The following is a 24,629-nucleotide window of genomic DNA, read 5'->3' as shown; positions in this document are numbered from 1 at the left end:
CGGACGAACGCGGCGCCGTCAGCTGTCGTGCACCACCGCGGCGCTCCCGCCACCGCGCCGGACCGGTTCCGCGACCGCGAGCAGGGTGCCGTCGTCGAGGAACTCGATCGCGGTCGCCGCCCCGATCTCCGGGTTGTCCACGAAGGTGTGCCCGAGCGCCTGCAGCGCCGTCCGGTCGAAGCCCGGTTCGGCCTGCACCGCGGCGGTGTTGCGCTGCGTCGCACGGGGCGCCGCGACGGCCGCCGGCAGGTCCATGCCGAGGTCCAGACGGTTCACCAGGACCTGCAGGACGGTCGTGATGATGGTCGACCCTCCCGGGGAGCCCAGCGCCAGGAACGGGCTGCCGTCGGCCAGGACGATCGTCGGTGACATCGAGCTGCGCGGCCGCTTGCCCGGACCCGGCAGGTTCGGGTCGTTGCCGCCCTGGGTGTCGGTGAAGTTGAAGTCGGTCAGCTCGTTGTTGAGCAGGAAGCCGCGGCCGGGCACGACGATCCCGTTGCCGCCCAGGGACTCGATGGTGAGCGTGTACGCCACCACGTTGCCCCACTGGTCCGCGGTCGTCAGGTGCGTCGTGGACTGGCCGTCCGTGCCCTCGGTGCCGACGGCCGCCGTCTCGCACGTCGCGTAGTCGCCGTCGGGGACACCCGGGGCGACCGGCTTGGTCAGCGCGGTCGTCGGGCTGATGAGGCAGGCGCGCTCCGCGGCGAACCCGTCGGACAGGAGCTGTTCGAGCGGCACGTCCACGAAGGCGGGGTCACCGACATAGCGGTTGCGGTCGGCGAACGCCAGGGCGCTCGCCTCCAGGTAGTGGTGGAGCGTCTGCGTCGGGTCGGTGAGGTCGGAGGCCTCCAGGATGTTGAGCGCCTCGCCGACGGTCGAGCCGCCGGACGACGGCGGCGCCATACCGTAGACGTCGAGCCCGCGGTACGACACGAGCGTCGGGGCGCGCAGCGGAGCCTGGTAGGACGCGAGGTCACTGAGCTCCAGGAGGCCCGGGCGTGCGACGAGCGTGCTCTGCCTGCGGACGGGCGGGTCCTGGACCGTCTGGACGATCTCCTGGGCGAGCCGCCCGGTGTAGAGCGCGTCGACACCCTTGCGGGCCAGCAGGTCATAGGTCTGTGCCAGGTCGCGGTTCCGGAACACCGACCCGACGGCGGGGGGAGCGCCGCGGCGCAGGAACAGGTCCGACGACGACCGGAACGCGGAGAACCGCGCGACGTTGGCGGTCGTCTGGTCCACGAACGTCTGGTCGACCACGAAGCCGCGGCGCGCCACGTCCGTGGCCCCCCGCAGAGCGGTGCGCAGGTCGATGGACCCCCACTGGTCCAGCGCGGTCGCCCACGTCCGCGGGGTCCCGGGCACGCCGACGGACAGGCCCGACGTCACGGCGTCGGCGAACGGGATCGGCACGCCGTTCTCGACGAACGCGTCGCTCTGCATGGCCATCGGCGCGGTCTCGCGACCGTCGATCGTGTGGACCTGCCCGGTCGCCGCCTCGTAGAAGACGAAGAAGCCGCCGCCGCCGATGCCCGACGAGAACGGCTCGGTGACACCGAGCGTCGCCGCGGCCGCGACGGCGGCGTCCACCGCGTTGCCGCCCCGGCGCAGCACGTCGAGGCCGACGCGGGTCGCGTCGGCGTCGACGGTGGTGACAGCGCCGCCGGAGCCGGTGGCCACCGGCACCTTCTCGCCCGGTCGCGGTGGGTGCGCCGAGGCGGGCGCGACGCCCACCCCCAGCGCGAGGGCGACAGCGGCGACGAGCGCCACCAACGAGCCGGTCGGCCTGGACGATCGCATGAGAGATCTCCTCGGGCGAGGGAGCGGGTGAATCCCGGTCTACCACTCGCCGGAGCCCGGCGCCCCCGGGGTCACGCGCCGGCGTGCACTCCCGCCCCCACGAGCGCGCCACGGCCGGCGGTCACGGGCAGCCCTGCCGCCGCCCACGCGTGGAAGCCACCGACGACGTCGGTCGCGCGGTGCAGCCCGAGGTCCGCGAGCGCGGCGGCCGCCAGGCTGGACGTGTAGCCCTCGGAGCAGAGCACGATCACCTGCAGGTCGTGGCCGGTCGCTGCCGGGATGCGGTGGGCGCTGGCCGGGTCGAGCCGCCACTCGAGGACGTTCCGCTCGATCACGACCGCCTGCGGCACCTCGCCCTCGGCCGCTCGCTGGGCCGCGGGACGGATGTCGACGAGCAGCGCGCCCGCCGAGAGCGCGTTCCACGCGTCCGTCGGGTCGAGCCGCCGCAGCCCCGCGCGGGCGTCGGCGAGGACGTCGTCGATGGTCCGGCGGCGGGTCACTTGTCCGACTCCGGCTCGTCGGTGTCGACCGTGCGCGACGGGACGAGGGTGCCGTCCGGGGTCGTCGCCCAGTACGTCATCCGGGTCAGCGGCGGGGAGTAGGCGTGGATGCTGACCGCCGGCTCGGTCCCGGTGTTCAGGACGTCGTGGCGGTCGCCCGGGTCGACGGTCTGGGTCCGGTCGGCGGGGAGCTGCTGCGGCACCAGGGAGCCGTCGTCGGTGGGCCGGACCTCCGTCAGGGTGCCGGTGACGATCGTGAACGCGGCCGCGGAGGCTCCGTGGTCGTGCAGCTCGGTGCCCTGCGACGGCAGCCAGCTGAGCAGCCACACGTCGACCCCGGGCGGCCCGTCCAGCCGGGTCCACCAGCGGCCGCTCTCCTGGAACCGGACCAGCGGCTGCCAGAGGTCCGGCTGCGCGGCGAGCGATCGTGTCAGCGCGCGGAGCTCGTCGACACCGAGGGTGATCGTGGGACGGGGGGACAGGTCGATGCTCATGGTGGTGCCTCTCGGGGGTGCGTCTGCGGGCCGACCCGGACGCGACGAAGGCGTGGGGGGTCGGACGGGCCTGCTCCCGGCACGTGCCGGGTGGGGCGTCAGTGCTGCTGACAGCAGGCCGGACAGGAACGCAGCGCGAGGGCGCCACGACGGGACGGCAGCGCGGTGACAGCGGTCATCGGTTGCTCCTCCCAGGTCGGCTCGATCACGGCGGGGACAGGTGAGCACGCCTCCGGCGGGCCGGTCAAGACTTCGCGCAGGACTCTCGCATGGTGGACGACGTCAGATGCGGCCGCGCACCGGGGTCCGGTCGGCCGGATCGGCGTCGTCGGGCATCGCCATCTCCGCTCGCACACCGAGCAGCCGGACCTCCCGGTCCTCGACCTTGTCCAGCAGGGCCAGCACCGCGTCCACGATCGTCGCCGGGTCCCGGGTGGCCTCGGGGAGCTTGCGGCTCGTGCTCGTCGTCACGAACGGCGCGTAGCGCACCTTGATCGCGACACGGACGACCGGCCGGCCGTCCTTCGCGGTGTCCTCGACCACCTCGTACGCCATCGCCCGGACCGCGTCCCGTACCTGCTCCGGCGTCGTGAGGTTCTGCTGGAAGGTGGTCTCGCGGCTGTGACCTCGCGGCACCCACGGGGCGTCGTCGACGGTCGTCGGCCCGAGCCCTCGTCCGAGCTCGTGGTACCAGACGCCCATCTTCGGCCCGAACTCGGCGACGAGGGCGTCGGGGGGTGCGTCGGCCAGCTCCTGCACGGTGGTGACGCCGAGCGCCGTCAGGCGTTTCGACACCTTCGTCCCCACGCCCCACAGGTCGATCGTCGGGCGGTGGCCCATCACGTCGAACCAGTTCTCGGCGGTGAGCCGGAAGACGCCCGCCGGCTTGCCGAACTCGGTGGCGATCTTCGCGCGGACCTTGTTGTCCCCGATGCCCACCGAGCAGTGCAGCCGGGTCTCGCGCAGGACGGCTTCCTGCGCGTGCCGGGCCAGCGCCTCCGGGTCGTCGGTCGAGGCGCCGAGGAACGCCTCGTCCCAGCCGAGCACCTCCACGACGGCACCGAGCGAGCGCAGCGTCGCCATCACGCGCTCGGACACCGCCTCGTACTCGGGGGCGTCCACGGGGAGGAACACCGCGTCGGGCAGCTTGCGGGCGGCGATCCGCAGCGGCATCCCGGAGCGGACCCCGAACACCCGTGCCTCGTAGGACGCGGTCGAGACCACGCCCCGTTCGGTCGGGTCGCCGCGTCCGCCGACCACGACGGGCCTGCCGGCGAGCTCCGGGCGACGCAGCACCTCGACGGCCGCGACGAACTGGTCGAGGTCGACGTGCAGCACCCAGGCAGTGTGCGAGCCCATGGTCCGAGTCTGCCCGACGGGTCCTACGTCAGCCGTGCGACCAGCGCCGCGGTGTCCTGCCGGTGCCGGGCCGTGTCGACGTCGTACTCCAGGCACCACAGCAGCTGGTAGACCTCCGCGCGCCTCGCCCACCCGTCCCGCTCAGGCACACCCTCGCGGTAGACCGACCAGAACACCGGGTCGGTCATGCCGTCCCAGAAGGCCATCCGCGCGACGTCCGCCTCGGCGGACCCGGCCCACGCCTTGTCCCAGTCGAGGATGCCCGCCAGCACCCAGCCGCTTTTGTCCCGCCGGAAGAGCAGGTTCGCGTGGTGGAGGTCGTCGTGCGTGAGGGTCGGCCGGTCCGGTGCGCGGAAGAGGTCGGCATGGTCGTGCAGGACGTCGTGGGCCTGCTGCCGCCGGGCGCCCTCGGGGATCCGAAGGTCGACCCGCGTGTGCAGCGCGTCCAGCAGGCCGCGTGGCGCGGGGTCGTCCAGGGCGCCGAACGACGGGATCGTGACGGACTGCAGCGCCAGCACGGCACCGGCGATGTCCGCGTACGCGCGTGCCAGCTCGGCCGGTCGCAGCTGCGGTCGCACCGTGCGCCACTCGCTGCCCTGGACCTCCTCCTGGAGCAGGTACTGGACGGCGGGCACCTCGGCGTCGACACCCGCGGCGACCACCGTCCCGGCCGGCACCCCCGCCCGCCGCGCGAGCTCCTGTGCTGCGGCGGACCGTGCGAGGTCGAGGCCGGGGCGGGTGTCGGCGGCGGCGACCTTGAGCACCAGCCGCGTGGTTCCTGCACGGACGAGAAGGACGGCGTGCGTGGCGCTCGAGCCCAGCAGGTCGAGCCGGGCCACCCCGACGTGCCGGTCGGCGAGCGCGCGGGCGACCGCGAGCCACGGGTCCCGTGCTGGCACGCGTCGGCCCCCCCGCCCCTCGTCGGTCAGCTTCCTCGTCCGCATCCTCGACCCGCGACGGAGGTCCGCGACGCCGGCGCCCATCACCTCTCGTGGGCGGAGGCGAGGGCCTTCTCGACGGCCGGCAGGAAGTCGTCGAGGTCGTCCGGCGTGCGGGAGGTGACCAGGGTGAACGGGCCGCCGTCGTCGATCGAGACGGACTGGTCGACCCAGGTGGCCCCGGCGTTGCGCAGGTCCGTCCGGAGCGACGGGTACGACGTCACCGTCCTGCCCTCGACCACACCCGCCTCGGCCAGCGCCCACGGGCCGTGGCAGATCGCGGCGACGGGACGGCCGGACGAGGCGAACGAACGGACGGTGTCGACGGCGCCGCTCTCGAGGCGCAGCGCGTCGGCGTTCAGGGTGCCGCCGGGGATGAGGAGCAGGTCGAAGTCCGACCCCGCGTCGCCGAACGTCGCGTCGGGCTGCACCGTCCGGCCGGGGTCCTTGTCCCCGACGAGGGTCTGGATCACGTCCCTCGACGCGGCCGCGACCACGACCGTGGCCCCGCGCTCCCGCAGGTGCTCGACGGGCACGACGAGCTCGTCCTGCTCGACGCCGTAGTTGGTCACGATCGCCAGGACGCGATAGCCGCTCAGCGTCGTCTCGCTCATGTGGGGGTGTCCTTCCGGGGCGGTGCCGCACGGTCGGACGGTGCGCGTCGCAGGACTCCGCGGCGCGCGGTGCGTCGATCGTCGGACGGCTCGTCGGTCAGCGCGGCTGCCTCACGCCCGACGTCCCGACGCTACGCCGCCGCCCTTCCCGACGCGCGTCGTGCGGCCACCACCCGTGCCCTGTGCGGGGTGTTCGCCGCGCGCGAACACCCCGGCAGAACCGCTGGCACTCTCGCTACGAGAGTGCTAATTCTTGTCCTGTAGCCAGTCCGGCCACGGGGGCCGGACAGCACCCGAGGCCCGGACGGTCCGGCGCCTCGCCGCGAAGGAGGTGACGGTCATGGCTACGCGATTCGACCCGTTCCAGGAGTTCGACCGCCTGTTCGCCCAGGTCGCGTCCGCCGAGCGCGCGTCGGCGACCATGCCGATGGACCTGTACCGCTCCGGGGACCACTACGTGCTGCACGTGGATCTCCCGGGCGCCGACCCGGGCACCATCGACGTGAACGTCGAGGACCGCACGCTCACCATCCGGGCGCAGCGCACGCCGCACACCGAGCAGGACGTCCAGTGGCTCGCGAAGGAACGGCCGGTCGGCACGTACGCGCGACAGCTCACGGTGGGCCGCGGCCTCGCCCTCGACGCGATCACGGCCACGTACACCGACGGTGTCCTGACGCTGAGCATCCCGGTCGCCGAGGAAGCCAAGCCGCGGCGCATCGAGGTGCAGCACGCCGGCGACACCAACCAGATCACGGCCGAGGCGAGCGCCGACGCCTGACGGACCACGGTGGGGGCGCGCCCGGTGCGAGAGCACCGCACGGACCCTCGGGACGCCCTGTGCGGGCGAGCCGACCCCGCGCCCCCGCCAGTCCTGCCCGGCCGTCAGGCCGAGGACACGTGGAGCCAGTCGGCGGAGCGGGTACCCGGCAGGTACGGCGACGATCTCCGCTTCGCCACGATCCCGTCGAACCCGTTCGCCGCGGCGGCGGCGAGGACCGCCGCACCCGGCCCGTCGAACGGGGGAGGCACCCGCCACGCCCGCCCGGACAGCCCCAGCGCGTCCAGCAGTGCCCGCCGGTCGTCGTAGCGGCGCTCCACGGTCGAGCGTCCGTCCAGGTGCAGCACGTCGTGGACGAGGTAGGTCACGGGGTGCGTCCGGGCGAGCCGTCGTGCCGCGTTCCCGCTGACGCCCTCGCGCTCTGCCAGCCGCTCACGATCGGGTGCACCCGTGGCGTCGAGCGCGACGAGCTCGCCGTCGAGCGCCACCACCGTGGACCCGAGCTGCTCGCCCATCCCGGCGACCTCGGGGAAGGAACCGGTGAGGTCGTCGTCGCCGGACCCCAGCCGCACGCGCCCACCGTCGACGAGGGCGATCGCGCGCACCCCGCCCCAGGCCATCTCGTACGCCCACGACCCGTCGTCCGGCGGCAGCGCGCCCGGCTGCGCGAGCATCGGGAGGAGGTGCGTCGGCAGCGGGGTCCAGCCGGGGTCCGTCGGCGGGTCCATCCGGTGGACCATCCAGCTCCGGCCGTCGTCGGGGTTGCCCTTCGACCGCGTCGCGAACAGCACGTACCTGCCCTGGACGCGCTCGCCGTGCAGCACGACCTGGACCTCACGGTCCGTCCACTTCAGCTCCTCGTAGGTACCGCGGTCCCACACGCTGACCCGGCCGCCGCCGTACTCGCCTGCCCCGATCTCGCCCTCGAACGTGGCGTACTCGAGCGGGTGGTCCTCCGTGTGGACCGCCAGGTGGTTGGTCCTCGGGTCGGGCGGCAGACCCTTCGGCACCGCCCAGGACACCAGGACGCCGTCGCGCTCGAGCCGGAAGTCCCAGTGCAGTGCGCGGGCGTGGTGCTCCTGGACGACGAACGTCCGGCCCCCGGCCGTCGAGGCGTCGGGGTCCGTGTCGGGCACCGGTTCGGGCGTCCGCGCGGGGTCGCGCTTCGCCCGGTACGCGGCGAGACGCTCGCGATCTGGCACGTCCCGAGTGTCCCGCCGACGCGGAGGCGCCGCGCGTCGGACCGGCCGGGTTGCCGATCGGGAGCCCGTGGCTACGGTCGAGCCATGGCGACCGTCACCCGCGACCTCAGCTGCCCTCCGTCGGCCGTGCTCTCCGTGCTGGCCGACGGCTGGACCTACGCCACGTGGGTCGTCGGCACGTCACGCATCCGGGCCGTCGACCCGGCGTGGCCCGCCGTCGGCACACGGATCGCGCACTCGGTCGGGATCTGGCCGGCGCTGCTCGACGACGAGTCGGTGGCGCGCGGATGGGATCCCGAGCGCGGCATCGACCTTCAGGCGCGCGGGTGGCCCGCCGGTGAGGCCCGCGTCCGGATCGTGGTGCGCCCCCGGCCCGGCGGCGGCTGCACGGTCACGATGTCGGAGGACGCCGTGCGCGGACCGGGAACGCTGGTTCCCCGGCCCCTGCGCACGGCGCTGCTCGTCCCGCGCAACACCGAGGCGTTGCGACGGCTCGCCTACCTGGCCGAAGGGCGCTCGGCGTAGGTCACCGCGCGGGGCTGCCTCCCGTCCGGAGCGTTCCCGTGAGCCGGATGTCGGCCGAGGACGAGCCGACGAACACAGGGATGTCGCCGCGGGGCGTGCGCCAGCGGTCGCGGTCGACGTCCCAGTAGGACACGGACTCGGGGCTGAGCGCGACGGTGACCTGCCGGCGCTCGCCCGGCTGCAGCGTCACGGTCGCCCAGCCGGCCAGCACCTTCGGGGCGCTCTGCACCTGCCGGGTGGGCAGGTTGCCGACGTAGACCTGGACCGTCTCGGTGCCGGCGACCGCCCCGGTGTTCCGGACGGCGACCTTGACCTGGAGGCCGCCGTTCGCGGCCGGTGCCGTGCGCAGGTTGCGGTAGTCGTACGTCGTGTACGACAGCCCGTGCCCGAACGGGTACTGGGGTGCGATGCCGAACTCCTCGTACCCGCGGTAGCCCACGTAGATGCCCTCGCTGAACTGCTGGTCCAGCCCGACGCCGGGGTACTGCTCCGGAGTGCTCACCGGGGTGCTGTCCTCGTCGACGGGCAGGGTGATCGGCAGCCGGCCGGACGGGTTGACGTCACCGAACAGGATTCCCGCCAGGGCGTTGCCCTGCTCCTGACCGCCGAACCACGAGTGCAGGATCGCCGGGACGCCCGCCTCCCAGTCGGAGGTCTGCACCGCACCCCCGGCGACGAGCACGACGACCGTGCGGGGGTTGGCTGCTGCGACCTGCCGGATGAGCTCGGCCTGACCGTTGGGCAGGTCGAGGTCGGGCTTGTCCCCGCCCTCGCTGGAGTAGTCGCGGACCAGGACGACCGCGGCCTGCGACGAGCGCGCGAGGCCGGCGGCGGCCAGCGCCTGCGGTGCGACGATGCCGTCCGGCGTGGTCCAGCCGAGCTGGAACACGGCGCCGGCGTCGGTGCCGCCGGGGCCGTCGTTGACGTACTCGACGAGCAGCTCGTGCTCGACGCCCGCGACGAGGTCGACGTCGACGGTCGTCGTGGACACCTCACCGGTCGGCTCGGCGATGAGCACCGCGACGCCGTCCAGGGTGACCGTCGCGCTCCCCGTCGTGGTGACGGCGAGGCCGTAGGTCCCGTCGACCGGTGCGGTGAGCGTGCCCGTCCACCGGATCGATCCCGCCATGTCCCGCGTCTGCAGCGGGAAGTGCGGGGACTGGGCGTTGAACCCCTGGAACAGGAAGAACCCCGCGTTGATGGCGGCGTAGGGGTCGGTGCGGTCCGCGATCGGCCCGGTGAAGTCCGGCTCGGTGAAGTACTCGGCCCGCAGACCGTTCTCCGATCCCGTCGACAGGAAGTCCGACGGGATCGGGTCCGGTCCCGGGATGAGCGACGCGGACGTCACGGGGTCGGCGCCGGCGACGTGCCGGACGAGGACCCCCGCCCCCGCACGGGCCTGGATGCCCTCCAGCGGGCTCACCGTGTAGGTGGGCTTGACCAGCGAGCTGCCCCCTCCGGCCACGACCGTGTCGGCGTCCGCGCCGATGACGGCGATCGACCCGACGCTCGGCTGCAGGGGGAGGGCCGCGGAGTCGTTCTTGAGCAGCACGGCCGACCGCTCGGCGACCTGCCGCGCGAACGCGCCGTGCTCGGCCTCGGGCAGCGCCGACACGACCGGCGGGTTGTCGAAGAGCCCCAGCGCGAACATGGGTCGCAGGATCCGCAGGACGGCGTCGTCGATCCGGGAGACCGGCACCTGGCCGGCGCGGACGGCGTCGAGCAGCGGTCCGCAGAAGTAGCACGTGCCCGGACCTGTCTGCGGGGTGGTGTTGCCCGGCATCTCCTGGTCGAGGCCGCCGAGGATCGCCTGCGTGGTGCTGTGGGTGGCGCCGTAGTCGCTCATCACCCAGCCCTCGAAGTCGAGCTGCGCCTTGAGGATGCGGTTGAGCAGCTCGTCGCTCTCGCACGCGTACACGCCGTTGACCTTGTTGAACGCGCACATGGCCGAGCCGGGTCGGCCCTGCTCGACACCGATCGCGAACGGGCGTGTGTAGATCTCCTGCAGCGCCCGCTCGTCGACCACGGCGTTCCCGCCGCTGAGGCGGTTGGTCTCCTGCGTGTACACGTTGTAGTGCTTGATGTCCGCGACGACGGGGTGCGACTGGATGCCACGGATCTCGGCGGCTCCGATCGTCCCGGACAGCAGCGGGTCCTCGCCGAGCGCCTCGAACGCGCGACCCGCCTGCGCCACGCGGGCGATGTCGACCGCGGGGGAGAGCAGGACGTTGTGGCCCGTGCGGAAGGCCTCGTCGCCGGCGACCTGGCCGTACTGCTCGGCGAGCGCGGCGTCCCACGTGGCCGCCAGGGCGAGGGGCGCCGGCAGCTGGGTGGCTTCCTGGTCGTTCACGTCGGGGTTCGCGATCCGCACCCCCGCGGGGCCGTCCGCCATCGTGAGTGCGGGGATGCCCAGGCGCGCGATCGGCCCGTTGTAGAAGCCGTAGAAGTTGTTCAGCTCGCCGTGGAGCATGTCCACCTTCTCGTCGAGGGTCATCTGCCGCAGCAGCGCCCGCGCGCGTCGGGTGTCCGGACCGGACTCGTCCCACCACCACTGCGACGGCAGCGACTGCACCTCCTGGAGGCGTTGCGTGACGGCGGCTTCGCCGTCGGGATCGTCCGGCGCACCCGACGCGGCGCCGGCGGGGACGGCGAGCGCGAGAGCGCAGAGCGCGACGAGCGCGGACGCGCGCGCGGAACGAGACCGCGCGAGGTGACGACGAGAAGACATGAGACACCCCCTAGCAGTGCAGAGGTGCCTGCGAGCGTCGTTGCCGTTCGGCGGTCCTCTGCCGAGCGGCCCAGTCTTCACCCGCTCGGACACACCGCAACCCCGACGGGTCACTGGGCGGACACCGGTCCCACGTGGTGTCCGTCGCTCGCGGGTCAGTCCTCGGTCGAGGGGGACGGCTCCGGTTCCTCGGTGGGCGCCGCAGGCTCCTTGGCGTCGGCGACGGCCTGCTGGAAGGCCGCGATCGTGGCGGCATCCACCGTGCCGGTGACCGGGACACCGAGATCGGTCTGTGCGGCGCCGACTGCGGCCGTCAGCGCGTCCGTCCACTGCCCGTCGACCGGGGCGTCCCAGTAGCCGGCGAGCTTGAGGGTCTGCTGGAGCGCGGCGGTCGACGCCAGGCTGGCCTGAGCGGCGGCGCTGCCCGCGGCTTCCAGCTGAGCCCGGAGCGCCGCCTCGGTGGCCTTGTCCATCGTCCCGGTCTGGGGGAGGCCGGCGGCGTCCTGCAGGGCCTCGACGGCCGCCACCGTCTGCGGGCCGTAGATGCCGTCGATCGCGCCGGTGTAGTACCCAGCGTCCGTCAGCTGCTGCTGGATCGCGACGGTGTAGGCGCTCACGGCGGCCGCCGCCTGCGCCTGGTCCTCGTCCGTGATGCACCCGGACTGGACGAACAGCCGGATCCAGGCCATCTCGAGGGCGACGACGGCGGAGTTGAACTGCTCGGCCGCCTGGGCCAGCGGGGTGTCGTCGCTGAGCCCGCCCCGGGTGGCGTCGAGGTCCTCCTGCGCCTGCTGCACGCGGGTCACGTCGACTGTCGGAGCTGCGGGTTCCTCGGACTCCTCGACCGGCGCCGGCTCGGGCGGCTCCTGGCCTGCCGCGGTCGCCTCCGCCGCGGCCAGCGTCGCCTGGGCGTCGGCGAGGTCCTGCTGGGCGTCGGCGAGCGACTCCCGGGTGCTGACCACGGCCTCGGCGGCGTCCGTGGTCTCCTCGCCGGGCTCGGTGAGGTCCTCGCCGGCGGTGCGGACGTCGCCGACGGTGACCGCGGTGTCGTGCAGGACGTCGCCGTAGCGGTCGAGGGCCGTGATGTAGGTGGACCCGGCCGTGCAGAACTGCGCCTCCGCATCGGTGGCCGCGGTCTGCGCCTCGGTGAGCGCCTCCTCCTTCGCCGCCACGTCGGCCCGCGCGAGATCGACCGGTGAGCGTTCGGGGTCCGGGGTGGTGCAGGCGGACACGGTGGCGAACAGTCCGGCGGCCGCGACGACCGCCGTCGCGAGGTGCCACGGTCGGCGGTGCGGTCGGGCCGTGCCCATCGTTCCGTCCACGTTCTCGTCCTCTCGCGCTGCGGCGGCGGCCCGGCGAGGTGGTTCGCCGAGCCGCCAGGGTCGGGCGTGCGCCTCAGGCCAGAGCCGCGGCCTTGAGCTTGGCGAACTCGGCCTGGTCGATCGCGCCGGAGTCGAGCAGCGACTTGGCCTGGGCGATCTGGTCGGCCGGCGACGACGACGACGAGGACGCGCTCCGGATCCGGTCGTCGAAGGCGGACTGCGCGGCCTGCATCTGGGCTGCCTGGCGGGCGCCCATGCCCTTCCCGCGCACGATCAGGTACAGCAGGATCCCGAGGAACGGCAGCAGGATCAGGAACACGACCCACAGGGCCTTGACGCCCCCGCCCGTCTCGTCGTCACGGAAGAGGTCGCCGAAGATGGCGATCAGCAGCCAGAACCAGATGATGAACAGGAAGAACTCGAGCATGAAGAGCAGGATGTCGCCGCTCCCGAACGTCGTCGTCAAGCCCATGACGGTCTCCTTCGTCGTGACGTGACCGTCGGGCCCGAGCCCGGGGTGGTCGTGAGACCTCCGGTCGAGGCCCCCTGCGATCGTGGGGCGACGGGGGAGGTCTCGGGATCACCCCCGGCACGGATCACCCGGGTGAGCGTGTCCTGGTGTGTCCGGTGTGTCCGGGCGGGCGTCGTGGGGTCTAGGGTGCGATCAAGCGGCCCTGGGGAGAGTTCGTGACGCACGACATCGGCTCTGAACAGGCACGTCGGCTCCGGCCGGCGTCGGAGCGGGGCGTGGTCCGGGCGAAGCTGGTACCACCGCGACTGCCGCGTGGTTCGGTCCGCCGTCCGGCATTGCTGGACACCCTGCGCGCCGGGAGAGGCCGCAGCCTGACGCTGGTCTCCGCGCCGGCCGGGTTCGGCAAGACCACGTTGCTGGCCGAATGGGCGCTGACCGACCGCCTCGGCCGGTTCGCGTGGGTGTCACTCGACGCCGGGGACTGCGAGCCGCAGCGGTTCTGGAGCCATGTCGCGGCGGCGCTGTCCGGCGTGGAGCCCCGCGTCACCGGCGCCACGGTGGCCGCGATGCGGGCACGGCCCCGCCGGATCGGTGACGTCGCGATGCCGCGGCTGTTCGACGCGCTGGCCGGTGGCGACGACGACCTGGTGCTCGTCCTCGACGACTACCACCGCGCGGAGACCCCCGAGATCAGTGCGCTGCTCGCGGAGTTCCTGAGGTACCGGCCCGAGCGGGTCCAGCTGGTGGTCTCGACCCGGTCGGACCCGGCGCTGGGCGTCGCGCGGCTTCGCGCCGGCGGGGACCTGGTCGAGGTCCGGGCGGACGCGCTGCGGTTCGACGAGGCCGAGGTGGCGAGCTTCTTCGACGGCATCGGCCTGGCGGGACTGACGCCGACGGAGGGACATCAGCTGGCGGAACGCACGGGTGGCTGGCCGGCCCCGCTGCGCCTGGCGTCGCTGCTCATGCCGGAGCATGGGAGGGCCACGTTCATCGAGCAGTTCTCCGGGGCGAGCCGGCACGTCGTCGACTACCTGGCACAGGACGTCCTCGACCTGCTCGACCCGGCGACCCGCGACTTCCTGCTCCAGGTCTCGGTCCTCGGCCGGTTCACCGGGCCGCTGTGCGACGCGGTCACGGGGACGACGGGCTCCGGCGCGCTCCTGGCCGACCTGGAGCGGGCGAACCTGTTCATCTCGGTGGACAGCGCGGGGGAGTGGTACCAGCCGCACCAGCTGTTCACCCAGGCCCTGCGGGTCGAGCTGACGAGGACGCGGCCCGGGCTGGTGCCGGTGCTGCACGCGCGGGCCGCCGCGTGGCTCGAGGACGCCGGTGACATCGAGGCCGCGACGGACCACGCGATCGCGGCGCACGACGTGCACCTGGCGTCACGCCTGGTGGCGGCGCAGGTCCAGCCGATGTCGGCAACCGGACGCGGCGCGAACATCCGGCGCTGGCTCGCGGCGCTCGCGTGGCCCGAGGCCCTGCGGGACCCCGAGCTCGCGTTCGTCAGGGCGGTGGCAGCGAGCCTGGCGAACCACCTCGACGACGCGGCGGACTGGCTCGACGTGGCGCGCACCGGCGATCTCGGCGCGGTGGACGCGGGCGGTCTCCCGCTCGGGTTCCGGGTCGACTTCCTGGACAGCGCCATGGGCGTCAACGACGTAGGCCGCGCTCTGGACGCGGCGCGCCGAGCCGTCGAGGGCGCCCCGAACCCGAGCTGGCACGGCATCGCGCTGGCCTGTCTCGGGCAGGCACAGCGTCTGGCGGGGGCCGGTGACGCGGCGGCCTCGACGCTGCGGGTCGCGGTGGGGGAGATCAGCGACGCCAACCCGATCATGCTCGCGTTCGCCGTCGGGAACCTCGGCCTCGCGGAGTCGTCGACCGGAGCGGAGTCCCATGCGGACCCGCTGCTCGACCGCCTGGCCGACGTCCTGCGTGCGGTCGGCGCCGACCGGTCGGTCCCCGCGGCCGTCCTGCTCCTCGCGCAGGGGGAGCGGTCGCGCCGGGTGGGCGACCCGCAGGGCGCCTTGAGCGCCGTGCGCTGCGCGATCGACATCCTCGAGGACATGCCCCGCAGCGCGTGGCTGGCCGACGCCCTGCTCCTGCTCGCGGCGACCGAGCGCCTCGTGGGCCACGCCGCCGGCGCGTCGGACGCGGTGGACCGGGCGCAGGAGATCCTCGACCGGCTGCCCGACCCGGGCGCGCTGGTAGCACGCGCGGCCGCCCTGCGCGCCGTGCTGTCCGCGCCCACGCGGCACGCAGGCGAGTTCGGCGAGGAGCTGTCGGCGCGGGAGATCGTCGTCCTGCGTCTCGCCGCGGACGGGCTCCAGCAGCGCGAGATCGCCGACCAGCTCTACATCTCCTACAACACGGTGAAGTCCCACCTGAAGTCCGCCTACCGCAAGCTGGGCGTCGCGTCGCGGGACGCGGCGATCGAGCGGCTGCAGGAGCTGGACGCCGCGCTCCCGCACGACCGACCACCCGGGTGAGAAGCCGGGCGGGTGGTCCCTCCGCGCTCCGGGGTGACCACGATGTCGGGATGATCCTCTGCACGATCGTCGTCGCCGGTGAGCTGGACTCCCGATTCGGCGACGCCGTCGAGGGCATGACGCTCACGGTGGCAGAGGGCAGGACCGAGCTCGTCGGCACCCTCACCGACCAGGCCCACGTCCAGGGGGTCCTGCACCAGCTCTTCGACCTCGGGCTCGAGGTCGTGTCGTTCACGACCTCGGACCCGAGCGAGGAACAGCCCGGCACCCGCTGAGCAAGAGCTACGGCGGGTCAGGGTGTCGTCCGCACCACCGTCAGGTCCGGACCGGGGAACACCAGCGACTCGTGCCCGTCGTCGAACCGCACGACGTACGGACCGTCCGCCCCTCGGGCCTCGACCACCGTGCCACCACGATCCGCCGTCCCGACCGTCCGGCCGTGGATGACGACCTTGTCACCGACCTCTGCGTGCATCGTCGCTCACCTCGACATCCAGGCTAGCCCCGTGCGGGCGGACCGGACCGTCAGCTCCCGTGGACCCGGCGCATCTCCTGCGCGAGGGCGGGGTTGGTGCGCTCGAGGTGGGCGATCACGTTCTGGGCGACGTCGGGCTGCTTGTTCTGGCTCAGCTTGGCCCGGGCGTCGAACCGCGTGACGCGCAGGCGCAGGCCCACCGTTCCCTTCGCGATCCGGCGGGTGCCCTCCTCGTCCTCGTCGAGGCGGCGAGCGCCGGGTCGGCCGTGCTCGAGGTGGTCGGTGAGGCGCGCGAGCACGGCGTAGTTCTCGTCGTCGGACAGGATCTCGGGCGTGCCGTAGAGGTGGGCGGTGACGTGGTTCCAGGTGGGCACGAGGTCGCCCGGCGCGTACCAGCTGGGGGAGACGTAGTCGTGCGGCCCCTGGACGATCACGAGGATCTCGTGCCGGCCGAGCTCGTGCAGCGTCTCGTCGGGACGGCCGAAGTGGCTCACCAGGGTGATCCCGGCGTCGTCGCCGTCCTCGACCAGGACCGGGTAGTGGGACGCGACGAGCCCGGTCGAGGCCGGCGAGACGAAGGTCGCCCACGGGTGCGCCCGGACGAGCCGCCGGACGTCGTCCGGGTCCGTCATGAGGAACCGGGGGGTGTGGCGCATGAGCGATCTCCTGTCGTCCTGGCCCGCACGGTGGTGCTGCCGACCGGCCGCGACCAGTATGGAGTCGTCTGTTCCGAGCGAGGAGAGGCCAGCACCATGAGCGTGTACCGAGTGATCGACGTCATCGGGACGAGCACCACGTCCTGGGAGGCGGCCGCGGCCGAGGCGATCAGCACGGCCGGGGGATCGCTGCACGACCTCCGGGTGGCCGAGGTGACCAAGCAGGACGTCGTCGTCGGGGAGACCGGAGAGCTGCTCTACCGCACCCGGATCCAGCTCTCGTTCAAGTACAAGCCCGAGTAGGAGCCGCTACACGTACTCCTGGCGCCGGAGCCAGCGCATCGCCGCCGCTCCCCAGATCGGGGGGAGGTAGAACGTGACGAGCCGGTAGGTGATGGCCGTCGACACGGCGATCGCGCTGGGCACCCCGATGGCCTGCAGGCCGACCGTGAAGCCCGCCTCGGTGACTCCCATGCCACCGGGGACGGGCATGAGGCCGGCGAACAGGCTCACCGCGGTGTTGATGAGGATCAGCTGCGAGAAGTGCGCGGTCTGCCCGAACGCCTGCAGGCACAGGGCGAGCACCCCGGCCTGGAGCAGCTGAGCCCCGAGGTTCCCTCCGAGCATCGCGGACACCTTCGCCGGCTTGCGCAGCACCCCGAGCGCGGACTGCGCCGAGCGCGCCTGCTCCGCGATCGCGGCGCGGATCCTCGGGATGCGTGCGGTGAGCCGGTTGCGCAGCCGGGGGACGGCCAGGGTCACGATCGCGGTGAGGACGAGCGCGGCGACCAGCACCGCGAGGAGGGACGGGCTCGACGAGCCGGAGGCGTCGCTGCTCGACCCGGTCTCGAGGCTCGAGGTGAAGCCCGGCAGGCCGCTCACCACGATGAGCAGGATGAGGGACGCCTGCACGACGAAGCCCGTGACGCTGTCGATGAGCCCGAACGAGAGGGCGGAGCCGGCGGGGATCCCGAACTTCTGGAAGAAGCGGACCTCGAGCGCCAGCCGGGCGGCGGACGACGGGAGCACGAGCGAGATGAACTGGATGGCGTACTGCAGCATCAGGACCGGGAAGTACCGCAGCCGGGCGAGGGCGGCACCCAAGGTCGCACCGGCGAGCGCCGTCTGGATGAACGGGGAGAGCAGCAGCGCGGCGACGAGCCACACCCAGTCCGCCGACCGCAGGGCCGCGGCGACGCTGGCGAGGTCGACACCGGCGAGCATCGTGACGACGACGTAGATGATGAGCGCGGACAGGAGCAGGGTGCCGACCGACCGCGGCGTCACCCGTCGCAGACGCTCCAGCGGTGGTTCCTCTACCCCGGCAGCCGCGACGGCCGCGCTGCGCAGCTCGTCGAGCGTCCAGCTCTGCGCGCGCACCTCGGCGCGGGTGCCGCGCCCGAGCGCGGCCGACTGCAGATAGGGCAGGAGATCGGCGAGACCCTCGGCACCCACGGCGTCGAGCGCCGCGGCGAGCGCCCGGTCGGGACCCACCGCGAGCGCGGTGCAGACGAGGAGCCGGGCCTGGTCGGTGCGGACGTCACCCTCGTCGGCCGCGCGGCCGGCCGCGTCGAAGTCGGCCAGCGCGGGGGTGCCGTCGAGCCGGACGACCACTCGGCTGCTGTCGATCCGTCCGTGCGCGATGCCGGCCCGGTTCAGCCCCACGACCGCTCGCCACATGCCGGCGAGCAGCCCGTCGTCGAGGGTCCCGGCATCCAGGTCGGCCAGCGACGAGCGCGGGCTGGTCGTCACCAGCAGGGCATCGCCCTGGTCCGCCACGCCGACCGCGACGACGTCGAGCGTCGCGACCCCCGCCTTCGACGCCAGCAGCGTGAAGAGGGCCTCGTGCTCGACCCGGGACCGTCGCGTGCCCCAGATCTGTGCGCGCTCGCCGCGGCGGGTCAGGGCCGTCCACAGCGACCCGACGAGCTGGCTGTCCCACGCGTCGCGCCCGTAGACCGTGACCCGCAGCGCGCTGTCCTGCTCCGTGCGGGCGACCAGCAGGTTCACGGCCGTCGGGTCCGGTGACGCCGACACCTCGGTGGTCGGCACGCCGAGGTCGGCGAGCGCGACCTGCACCTGCGCGTCAGTCAGGCGCCCCTGCGGCGACCCCAGGACGAGGTGGGTGATCGCCGCGGCCGCGATCCCGACGGCGATGCCGGCGCTCGCCCCGAGGAGGTTCGTCGCGTTCAGGCCGATCGCCGCCAGCGCGCCCAGGGCGATGACCACGCGGCTCGCGTAGCGCCACGGCCGGGCGAGGTGCGGCGACGCGGTCACGATGATCGCGGTGAGGACGGCGACCCGGCTCGCGACGTAGACGACCGGGGGGCCGGACGACACCAGGCCGTCGACGATGTCCGACGGATGGGTCCCGGCCAGAGCGCCGACCCCGATCGAGGCGCCGAAGGCGAGCGCTGAGGCGGTCGCCTGGTCGACCAGGAGCTTGCGCCGCCCCCGGCTCGCCGCGGCGAGCAGGACGACCCCGACCGCCCACAGCGTCATGACGGCGTAGACGACGCTCCACAGCCAGCCGAACAACGGCTGCAGCCAGGCAAGGAACGTGGCCAGCGCGTCGTCGGCACCGGTGGGCCCCGGCGCGGCCAGGGCGAGCACGCCGAGGGCCAGGATGGAGACGACGAGCAGGAGGATGTCGGTCGGTCGGCGGAGCCGGGGGGCGCCGGCCGCTGACGACCAGACGCGAACGAGCCCGTCCACCCTCCTGCGGGTCCGTTCCGCTCGGACAGCCATCGAGCCTCCTGGGCACAACGACGAGGTGGGAGCTGGCGCCTACGGGAGGTCAGCACCGTGCAGATCTGCGGTGAGCGTACCGCGGCCCTGACCAGCGGGTTCGTGATTCGGCGCCCAACCCGCCGGTGGTATGTCCGACTTCGGTCGCACGACGCCGGTGCCGGTCCTACCGTGGTGGGACCAGCCACTCGTCGACATCGACGACCGGGCTCACGACCTGCGGTCGCCGGGAACGGACCACCCATGTCGCGCACCTACGCCGTCGGGTACTTCGTCGGCAGCCTCTCGTCCACGTCCATCAACCGGGTCCTGTCCAAGGCACTCATCGCGCTCGCGCCCGACGACCTGGAGTTCATCGAGCTGCCCATCGGGAACCTCCCGCTGTACAGCCCCGACTACGACGCGGACTACCCGCCCGAGGCGCGCGCTCTCAAGGAGGCGATCGCCGGCGTGGACGCCGTCCTGTTCGTCTCGCCGGAGTACAACCGGTCGATCCCGGGTGCCCTGAAGAACGCCATCGACTGGGCGTCGCGGCCCTGGGGGCAGAACTCGTTCGACCACGTGCCGGCCGCTGTGATCGGTGCGTCCGTCGGCTCGATCGGCACCGCGGTGGGCCAGCAGAGCCTGCGCGCGGTCCTGAGCTTCTGCAACGCGCGCCAGATGACCTCGCCCGAGGCGTACATCCACTACTCGCCCGACGTGTTCGCCCCGGACGGCACGGTCCGGGACGAGGCGACGGCCGAGTTCCTGCGGGGGTACATGCACGAGTTCCACGACCACCTGGTCCGTGTCCTGACCGTCCTGCCGCGCGGCTGACGGGACGCTAGGCGGGTTCCAGCGCGAGCTCGACCACCTGGTACGGCTCATGTCCGGGCACGACGTTGTGCATGGTGATGACGGCCTCCCGCGGCCGCACGTGGATGTGCCAGCCCCAGTCCGGCCCCGACTCCGCCGGGTAGGAGCCCCGGAGCTGCAGCTCGTCACCGTCGGCGGTGCCGCCGGTGAAGGTCATCCACGTCGGGCCCGTGTGCCAGGAGTCCACCCACACGCCGGACGCGCCGTCGGCCTCCACCTCGCCGCCGAGCAGGAGGAGCCCGTCCTGCGGGGTGTCCCCGTCGAACCACGTGTAGGCGATCGAGACGAAGCGGACCGCGGTGACCGTGACCGTGGCGGTCGCGGTCGAGGGCTGGTACTCGTCGGTGGGCATGAGCCGGAGGCGGTTCGTGCCCTGCCAGCGGCCCAGCATCGGGGCGAGGTGGTCGACGACGCTCATACCTGACCCTACCGAGAGCACCGCGTCACGAGGCCGGCCCGTCGGGGTCGACGGCAGGCGGAGCGAACCGGTCGGCGAGCGCCTCGGACCCGTGCGCGAGGAGCGTCACGTCGGCGCCCACGAGCACGAACGCGGCGCCGGCGTCGACGTAGGTGCGTGCGAGGGCGGGGTCGAACGCGTTCACCCCGACGGGCGTGCCCGTCGCGCGCACGGCCTCGACCGTGCGCAGGACCGCGGCGACGACGTCCGGGTGGCCCTGCTGCCCGAGCACCCCCATCGAGGCGGCGAGGTCGGACGGCCCCACGAAGACGCCGTCCACGCCGTCGACGGCCGCGATGGCTCCCGCGGCGGCCACACCCTCGACCGTCTCGATCTGCACGAACAGCGACACGTGCTCGTCGGCGTGCTCCAGGTACCCGTCGACCCGGTTCCACCGCGCGGAGCGGGACAGCGCCGACCCGACGCCCCGACGGCCGCGGGGCGGGTAGCGCACGGCCTCGACAGCGGCCCTGGCTTCGTCCGCGGACGACACCATGGGGACGAGCAGGTTCTGCGCCCCGAGGTCCAGGACCTGCTTGATGGTGACCACGTCGCTGGCAGGTACCCGCACGACCGGGGTGGGCGGGTACGCGGCGACCGCCTGGAGCTGCGCGAGCACCGACTCCAGGCCGTTGGGCGAGTGCTCCATGTCGATCAGCAGCCAGTCGAGGCCGGAACCCGCGCAGATCTCCGCGACCAGCGGGCTGCCTGAGCAGACCCACATGCCGACCAGCGTCCGCGGGGAGGCCGCAAGGGCGTCGCGGAACGTCGGCGTCAGGTGAGCTGGCATGTGATCGTCCCCAGGTCGCGGTAGTCGGCCAGCACGGTGTCGCCCGGGTGCACCCACATCGGGCGGGTGAAGGAGCCCGCGAGCACGAGCTCGCCGGCCTCGAGCCGGTCGCCGTGCTGAGCCAGCTTGTTGGCCAGCCAGGCGACCCCGCGGGCCGGGTGGTCGAGCACGGCACCCGCCACGCCGGACTCCTCGACGGTCCCGTTCCGGCGCAGCACGGCGGCGACCCAGGGCAGGTCGACCTCGTCGGGCCGCACGTGCGCCCCGCCGACGACCATCGCCCCCATCGCCGCGTTGTCGCTGATCGTGTCGACGATCGTGCGGCCCTCGAGCGCGATGCGGGAGGACAGGATCTCCAGCGCGGGCACGACGTGCTCGGTGGCCGCGAGGACGTCCTCGAGCGACACGTCCGGGCCCTCGAGCGGCTCGGCCAGGCGGAATGCGAGCTCGACCTCGATGCGGACGTTCGAGAACCGGCCGTGCTCGATCACCGCACCGTCCTCATAGACCATGTCGGCGAAGATCGTGCCGTAGTCGGGCTCGTCGATGCCCGTCGCCACCTGCATCACCTTCGACGTCAGCCCGATCTTGTGGCCGACCAGCCGGCGACCGGCGGCCACCCCCCGGCGTCGCCACTCGCCCTGCACCGCGTACGCGTCCTCGACGGTCATGCCGGGATGGCGCGCGGTCAGGAGCGGCACCGTGGTCCGGTCCCGCTCGGCGGCGGCCAGCTCGTCGGCGATCGCGGCGAGGGTCTCGGCGGGGAGCGTCACAGCTGGTGCCCCAGCTTGTACTCGCCCTGCTTCCAGCTCGGCAGCTCGTCGGGGGCGTCCCCCTTGCGGGTGTAGGAGAACCCGTCGGCGCCGATGGTGACCTCCATCTCGCTGGTGTCCGTGCGCGCGACGACAGGCTTCGGGACGCCGTCCAGGTCGAGGACGAGCGACGCCTCGGTGTACCAGGAGGGGACCACCGGGTTGCCCCACCAGTCGCGGCGCTGGTTGTCGTGGACGTCCCACGTGACCACGGGGTTGTCGGGGTCGCCCGTGTAGTAGTCCTGCGTGTAGATCTCGATGCGGTGCCCGTCGGGGTCGCGCAGGTACAGGTAGAACGCGTTGGAGACGCCATGGCGGCCGGGGCCTCGCTCGATCCGGTCCGACATCCGCAGCGCGCCGAGCTTGTCGCAGATCGCGAGGATGTTGTGCTTCTCGTGGGTCGCGAAGGCGACGTGGTGCAGGCGGGGACCGTTGCCGCCGGTCATCGCGGTGTCGTGGACGGTGGGCTTGCGGCGCATCCACGCGGCGTAGGTGGTGCCGGCCTCGTCCTGGATGTCCTCGGTCACGCGGAACCCGAGGTCCTCCAGGTGGGCCACGGCTCGGGGCACGTCGGGGGTGACCTGGTTGAAGTGGTCGATGCGGACGAGCGTGCCCGGCGTGTAGAGGTCGTAGCGCCACGCGAGCCGCTCGACGTGCTGGACGTGGTGGAAGAACTCGTACGGGAACCCGAGCGGGTCCTCGACGCGGACCGAGTCGCCGAGGCCCCGGACGAAGCCGTCCACCCGCCGCTCGGTCCGGCACCCGAGCTCGCGGTAGAAGGCGACCGCCCTGTCGAGGTCCTCGGGGGCGCGGACCCGGAAGGACAGCGCGGCGACCGCCGCCACCGGCCCTGTCCGCAGGACGAGGTTGTGGTGGATGAACTCCTCGTGGCTGCGCAGGTAGACCGTGTCGGAGTCCTCCTCCGTCACGACGAGGCCGAGGACGTCGACGTAGAAGTTCCGCGACGCCGCGAGGTCCATCACCACGAGCTCCATCGACGCGGCGCGCAGGATGTCCGGTGGCGGGGACGTCGGCGTCGGGATGCGGTCGGCCGCCCGGATGGGGTCCTCGTCGGTCACGACGGGCTCGGGCCCGCCGGGGGTGATCGGGGTGGCGCTCACGTCAGTGTCCTTTGCCGAAGGTCGGGTGGTGCATGCCGCCGAGCGTGACGTGCACGGCCTGCTGGTGCGTGTAGAAGTCGATCGAGCGGTACCCGCCCTCGTGGCCGAGCCCGGAGGCCTTGACCCCGCCGAACGGCGTGCGCAGGTCGCGGACGTTGTTGCTGTTGAGCCAGACCATGCCCGCGTCGACGGCCTGGGCGAAGGTGTGCGCCCGTCGCAGGTCGTTGGTCCACACGTAGGCCGCCAGCCCGTACGCGACGCCGTTGGCCAGCGCGAGGGCCTCCTCGTCGGTGTCGAACGGGGTGATGGCGACGACCGGTCCGAAGATCTCCTCCTGGAAGATCCGGGCGTCCGGCGGGACGTCGGCGAACACGGTCGGTGCCACGTAGTTGCCGGTCGGGAAGCCGTCGGGCCGGCCGCCGCCGGCGACGAGGCGCCCCTCGGTCTTCCCGATCTCGATGTAGTGCATGACCTTCGCGTAGTGCTCCGGGTGCACGAGGGCGCCGACCTCCGTGCTCGGCTCGTGCGGCGGGCCGACCACCACGCGGGCCGCCTGCGCGGCGTAGCGCTCGACGAACTCGTCGTAGATCTCGCGCTGGACGAGGATCCGGCTGCCTGCCGTGCATCGTTCGCCGTTGAGCGAGAACACCCCGAAGATCGTCGCGTCGATCGCCTCGTCGAGGTCGGCGTCGGCGAACACGACGGCGGGGGACTTGCCCCCGAGCTCCATCGACAGCCCCTTCAGGTGCGGCGCCGCGTTGGCGAAGATGAGCTGCCCGGTCCGGCTCTCGCCCGTGAACGAGATCAGCGGGACGTCCGGGTGCTTGACCAGCGCGTCGCCCGCCTCCTCGCCCAGCCCGTGCACGAGGTTGAACACCCCCGGAGGGACGCCGGCCTCCTCGAAGATCCCGGCCCACAGGGATGCCGACAGCGGCGTGAACTCCGCGGGCTTGAGCACGACCGTGTTGCCCGTGGCCAGCGCGGGTCCGAGCTTCCAGGACTCGAGCATGAAGGGCGTGTTCCAGGGGGTGATGAGCCCGGCGACGCCGATCGGCTTGCGGTTCACGTAGTTGAGCTGCCGCCCGGGCACCTTGAAGGCGTCGTCGGTCTGCGCGACCACCAGGTCGGCGAAGAACCGGAAGTTCTCGGCGGCCCGGCGTGCCTGGCCGAGCGCCTGCGTGATCGGCAGCCCGGAGTCGAAGGACTCCAGCTCGGCGAGCCGGGCGTCACGTGACTCGACGATGTCGGCGACGCGGTGCAGGACCCGCGAGCGCTCGCGCGGCAGCATCCGCGGCCACGGACCGTCCTCGAACGCGACTCGCGCCGCCGCGACGGCCCGGTCCACGTCGGCCGCCTTCCCGGCGGCGGCGTGCAGGTACGTCTTGTTCGACACCGGGTCGAGGACCGCGAACGTCGCACCGTCCGCGGAGTCGACGTGCTCGCCCCCGACGTAGTGCTGGAGGCGGTCGGGAAGGTCGGCAGGCATGGGGCTCG

The 24,629-nt window shown here is 73.1% G+C and carries 24 protein-coding genes; 6 read left to right on the top strand and 18 right to left on the bottom strand.

The window, feature by feature from the left end:
* Positions 1–18: 18 nt before the first annotated feature.
* From ggt to ASD16_RS07875, 6 genes are all read right to left on the bottom strand, one after another.
* A complete protein-coding gene (gene ggt / locus ASD16_RS07900; protein ID WP_055915079.1) occupies positions 19–1,797 on the bottom strand; it encodes a gamma-glutamyltransferase in 1,779 nt (592 codons plus the stop codon).
* Between the two features lie 71 nt (positions 1,798–1,868).
* On the bottom strand, positions 1,869–2,297 hold the full coding sequence (locus ASD16_RS07895; RefSeq protein WP_055915074.1) for a rhodanese-like domain-containing protein: 429 nt from the start codon (positions 2,295–2,297) through the stop codon (positions 1,869–1,871).
* Positions 2,294–2,791 carry a cysteine dioxygenase family protein gene (locus ASD16_RS07890; RefSeq protein WP_055915071.1) on the bottom strand — a complete coding sequence of 166 codons (498 nt, stop codon included), beginning with the start codon at positions 2,789–2,791 and terminating at the stop codon, positions 2,294–2,296. The genes ASD16_RS07895 and ASD16_RS07890 overlap by 4 nt, the downstream gene beginning before the upstream one ends.
* Before the next feature lie 282 nt (positions 2,792–3,073).
* The gene (locus ASD16_RS07885) at positions 3,074–4,150 is read right to left on the bottom strand and encodes a DNA polymerase IV (protein WP_055915069.1); all 1,077 of its coding nucleotides are present in this window, start codon (positions 4,148–4,150) and stop codon (positions 3,074–3,076) included.
* A gap of 23 nt (positions 4,151–4,173) precedes the next feature.
* A complete protein-coding gene (locus ASD16_RS07880) occupies positions 4,174–5,049 on the bottom strand; it encodes a phosphotransferase family protein (protein WP_162250285.1) in 876 nt (291 codons plus the stop codon).
* A gap of 83 nt (positions 5,050–5,132) precedes the next feature.
* Positions 5,133–5,702, bottom strand: a complete 570-nt coding sequence (locus ASD16_RS07875; protein ID WP_055915063.1) for a type 1 glutamine amidotransferase domain-containing protein — start codon at positions 5,700–5,702, stop codon at positions 5,133–5,135.
* A 340-nt stretch (positions 5,703–6,042) separates the two neighbouring features.
* On the opposite strand from ASD16_RS07875, the gene ASD16_RS07870 reads away from it, so the two are divergent.
* Complete coding sequence (locus ASD16_RS07870; protein ID WP_055915893.1) at positions 6,043–6,483, top strand: Hsp20/alpha crystallin family protein; 441 nt, start codon at positions 6,043–6,045, stop codon at positions 6,481–6,483.
* Positions 6,484–6,587: 104 nt separating this feature from the next.
* On the opposite strand, the gene ASD16_RS07865 is transcribed toward ASD16_RS07870, so the two are convergent.
* A complete protein-coding gene (locus tag ASD16_RS07865; RefSeq protein ID WP_055915060.1) occupies positions 6,588–7,685 on the bottom strand; it encodes a DNA polymerase ligase N-terminal domain-containing protein in 1,098 nt (365 codons plus the stop codon).
* Between the two features lie 84 nt (positions 7,686–7,769).
* On the opposite strand from ASD16_RS07865, the gene ASD16_RS07860 reads away from it, so the two are divergent.
* Positions 7,770–8,210, top strand: coding sequence for an SRPBCC family protein (locus ASD16_RS07860; protein ID WP_055915057.1), 441 nt, complete (start codon positions 7,770–7,772; stop codon positions 8,208–8,210).
* Position 8,211: 1 nt separating this feature from the next.
* On the opposite strand, the gene ASD16_RS07855 is transcribed toward ASD16_RS07860, so the two are convergent.
* The 3 genes from ASD16_RS07855 to ASD16_RS07845 form a co-directional block, all read right to left on the bottom strand.
* Complete coding sequence (locus ASD16_RS07855; RefSeq protein ID WP_055915056.1) at positions 8,212–10,938, bottom strand: glycoside hydrolase family 3 C-terminal domain-containing protein; 2,727 nt, start codon at positions 10,936–10,938, stop codon at positions 8,212–8,214.
* Positions 10,939–11,093: 155 nt separating this feature from the next.
* Positions 11,094–12,260 (bottom strand): peptidoglycan-binding protein, encoded by a 1,167-nt coding sequence (locus ASD16_RS07850; RefSeq protein WP_235523161.1) that lies wholly within the window; start codon positions 12,258–12,260, stop codon positions 11,094–11,096.
* 73 nt (positions 12,261–12,333) lie between these two features.
* Complete coding sequence (locus tag ASD16_RS07845) at positions 12,334–12,732, bottom strand: SHOCT domain-containing protein (protein WP_055915053.1); 399 nt, start codon at positions 12,730–12,732, stop codon at positions 12,334–12,336.
* Positions 12,733–12,947: 215 nt separating this feature from the next.
* Here ASD16_RS07845 and ASD16_RS07840 point away from each other — a divergent pair, with 215 nt between their 5' ends.
* On the top strand, positions 12,948–15,221 hold the full coding sequence (locus ASD16_RS07840) for a LuxR C-terminal-related transcriptional regulator (RefSeq protein ID WP_157453818.1): 2,274 nt from the start codon (positions 12,948–12,950) through the stop codon (positions 15,219–15,221).
* A 50-nt stretch (positions 15,222–15,271) separates the two neighbouring features.
* Complete coding sequence (locus tag ASD16_RS07835) at positions 15,272–15,496, top strand: hypothetical protein (RefSeq protein ID WP_055915047.1); 225 nt, start codon at positions 15,272–15,274, stop codon at positions 15,494–15,496.
* Positions 15,497–15,513: 17 nt separating this feature from the next.
* Here the strand turns inward: ASD16_RS07835 and ASD16_RS07830 are convergent, their stop codons facing one another.
* Together ASD16_RS07830 and ASD16_RS07825 are read right to left on the bottom strand one after the other, a co-directional pair.
* Positions 15,514–15,696: a DUF1918 domain-containing protein gene (locus ASD16_RS07830; RefSeq protein ID WP_055915044.1), complete on the bottom strand. Its 183-nt coding sequence runs from the start codon at positions 15,694–15,696 to the stop codon at positions 15,514–15,516.
* A 50-nt stretch (positions 15,697–15,746) separates the two neighbouring features.
* The gene (locus tag ASD16_RS07825; RefSeq protein ID WP_055915041.1) at positions 15,747–16,352 is read right to left on the bottom strand and encodes an FMN-binding negative transcriptional regulator; all 606 of its coding nucleotides are present in this window, start codon (positions 16,350–16,352) and stop codon (positions 15,747–15,749) included.
* A 96-nt stretch (positions 16,353–16,448) separates the two neighbouring features.
* Here ASD16_RS07825 and ASD16_RS07820 point away from each other — a divergent pair, with 96 nt between their 5' ends.
* Complete coding sequence (locus ASD16_RS07820) at positions 16,449–16,655, top strand: dodecin family protein (protein ID WP_055915038.1); 207 nt, start codon at positions 16,449–16,451, stop codon at positions 16,653–16,655.
* Between the two features lie 6 nt (positions 16,656–16,661).
* Here the strand turns inward: ASD16_RS07820 and ASD16_RS07815 are convergent, their stop codons facing one another.
* Positions 16,662–19,100 carry a lysylphosphatidylglycerol synthase transmembrane domain-containing protein gene (locus ASD16_RS07815; RefSeq protein WP_157453817.1) on the bottom strand — a complete coding sequence of 813 codons (2,439 nt, stop codon included), beginning with the start codon at positions 19,098–19,100 and terminating at the stop codon, positions 16,662–16,664.
* A gap of 243 nt (positions 19,101–19,343) precedes the next feature.
* On the opposite strand from ASD16_RS07815, the gene ASD16_RS07810 reads away from it, so the two are divergent.
* Positions 19,344–19,916, top strand: coding sequence for an NADPH-dependent FMN reductase (locus ASD16_RS07810; RefSeq protein WP_055915033.1), 573 nt, complete (start codon positions 19,344–19,346; stop codon positions 19,914–19,916).
* Between the two features lie 7 nt (positions 19,917–19,923).
* On the opposite strand, the gene ASD16_RS07805 is transcribed toward ASD16_RS07810, so the two are convergent.
* The 5 genes from ASD16_RS07805 to hpaE are packed head-to-tail and all read right to left on the bottom strand — an operon-like array spanning position 19,924 to position 24,621.
* Positions 19,924–20,373, bottom strand: a complete 450-nt coding sequence (locus ASD16_RS07805) for a DUF1579 family protein (RefSeq protein WP_055915030.1) — start codon at positions 20,371–20,373, stop codon at positions 19,924–19,926.
* Between the two features lie 25 nt (positions 20,374–20,398).
* Positions 20,399–21,202: an HpcH/HpaI aldolase/citrate lyase family protein gene (locus ASD16_RS07800; protein WP_055915027.1), complete on the bottom strand. Its 804-nt coding sequence runs from the start codon at positions 21,200–21,202 to the stop codon at positions 20,399–20,401.
* Entirely contained in the window at positions 21,187–21,975 is a 789-nt protein-coding gene (locus ASD16_RS07795) for a 2-keto-4-pentenoate hydratase (RefSeq protein ID WP_055915024.1), read from the bottom strand. Before ASD16_RS07795 ends, ASD16_RS07800 begins: the two co-directional genes overlap by 16 nt.
* The gene (gene hpaD / locus ASD16_RS07790) at positions 21,972–23,135 is read right to left on the bottom strand and encodes a 3,4-dihydroxyphenylacetate 2,3-dioxygenase (RefSeq protein ID WP_055915021.1); all 1,164 of its coding nucleotides are present in this window, start codon (positions 23,133–23,135) and stop codon (positions 21,972–21,974) included. Before hpaD ends, ASD16_RS07795 begins: the two co-directional genes overlap by 4 nt.
* A 1-nt stretch (position 23,136) precedes the next feature.
* Positions 23,137–24,621 (bottom strand): 5-carboxymethyl-2-hydroxymuconate semialdehyde dehydrogenase, encoded by a 1,485-nt coding sequence (gene hpaE, locus ASD16_RS07785; RefSeq protein WP_055915018.1) that lies wholly within the window; start codon positions 24,619–24,621, stop codon positions 23,137–23,139.
* Between the last annotated feature and the right edge of the window lie 8 nt (positions 24,622–24,629).

This window comes from Cellulomonas sp. Root485, from assembly GCF_001426705.1.
GTDB lineage: Bacteria > Actinomycetota > Actinomycetes > Actinomycetales > Cellulomonadaceae > Cellulomonas.
Note: the sequence above shows the minus strand (reverse complement) of the source record. Positions and strands in the feature narration are given on the sequence as shown.

What these genes read in the sequence shown, in the direction of transcription:
- ASD16_RS07820 (WP_055915038.1), top strand. Translation starts at nt 16,449, where the DNA reads ATGAGCGTGTACCGAGTGATCGACGTCATCGGGACGAGCACCACGTCC.
- ASD16_RS07810 (WP_055915033.1), top strand. Translation starts at nt 19,344, where the DNA reads ATGTCGCGCACCTACGCCGTCGGGTACTTCGTCGGCAGCCTCTCGTCC.
- ASD16_RS07875 (WP_055915063.1), bottom strand. Translation starts at nt 5,702, where the DNA reads ATGAGCGAGACGACGCTGAGCGGCTATCGCGTCCTGGCGATCGTGACC.
- ASD16_RS07805 (WP_055915030.1), bottom strand. Translation starts at nt 20,373, where the DNA reads ATGAGCGTCGTCGACCACCTCGCCCCGATGCTGGGCCGCTGGCAGGGC.
- ASD16_RS07835 (WP_055915047.1), top strand. Translation starts at nt 15,272, where the DNA reads ATGATCCTCTGCACGATCGTCGTCGCCGGTGAGCTGGACTCCCGATTC.
- ASD16_RS07870 (WP_055915893.1), top strand. Translation starts at nt 6,043, where the DNA reads ATGGCTACGCGATTCGACCCGTTCCAGGAGTTCGACCGCCTGTTCGCC.
- hpaE (WP_055915018.1), bottom strand. Translation starts at nt 24,621, where the DNA reads ATGCCTGCCGACCTTCCCGACCGCCTCCAGCACTACGTCGGGGGCGAG.
- ggt (WP_055915079.1), bottom strand. Translation starts at nt 1,797, where the DNA reads ATGCGATCGTCCAGGCCGACCGGCTCGTTGGTGGCGCTCGTCGCCGCT.
- ASD16_RS07890 (WP_055915071.1), bottom strand. Translation starts at nt 2,791, where the DNA reads ATGAGCATCGACCTGTCCCCCCGTCCCACGATCACCCTCGGTGTCGAC.
- ASD16_RS07800 (WP_055915027.1), bottom strand. Translation starts at nt 21,202, where the DNA reads ATGCCAGCTCACCTGACGCCGACGTTCCGCGACGCCCTTGCGGCCTCC.
- ASD16_RS07885 (WP_055915069.1), bottom strand. Translation starts at nt 4,150, where the DNA reads ATGGGCTCGCACACTGCCTGGGTGCTGCACGTCGACCTCGACCAGTTC.
- ASD16_RS07830 (WP_055915044.1), bottom strand. Translation starts at nt 15,696, where the DNA reads ATGCACGCAGAGGTCGGTGACAAGGTCGTCATCCACGGCCGGACGGTC.
- ASD16_RS07845 (WP_055915053.1), bottom strand. Translation starts at nt 12,732, where the DNA reads ATGGGCTTGACGACGACGTTCGGGAGCGGCGACATCCTGCTCTTCATG.
- ASD16_RS07860 (WP_055915057.1), top strand. Translation starts at nt 7,770, where the DNA reads ATGGCGACCGTCACCCGCGACCTCAGCTGCCCTCCGTCGGCCGTGCTC.
- ASD16_RS07825 (WP_055915041.1), bottom strand. Translation starts at nt 16,352, where the DNA reads ATGCGCCACACCCCCCGGTTCCTCATGACGGACCCGGACGACGTCCGG.
- ASD16_RS07815 (WP_157453817.1), bottom strand. Translation starts at nt 19,100, where the DNA reads ATGGCTGTCCGAGCGGAACGGACCCGCAGGAGGGTGGACGGGCTCGTT.
- ASD16_RS07855 (WP_055915056.1), bottom strand. Translation starts at nt 10,938, where the DNA reads ATGTCTTCTCGTCGTCACCTCGCGCGGTCTCGTTCCGCGCGCGCGTCC.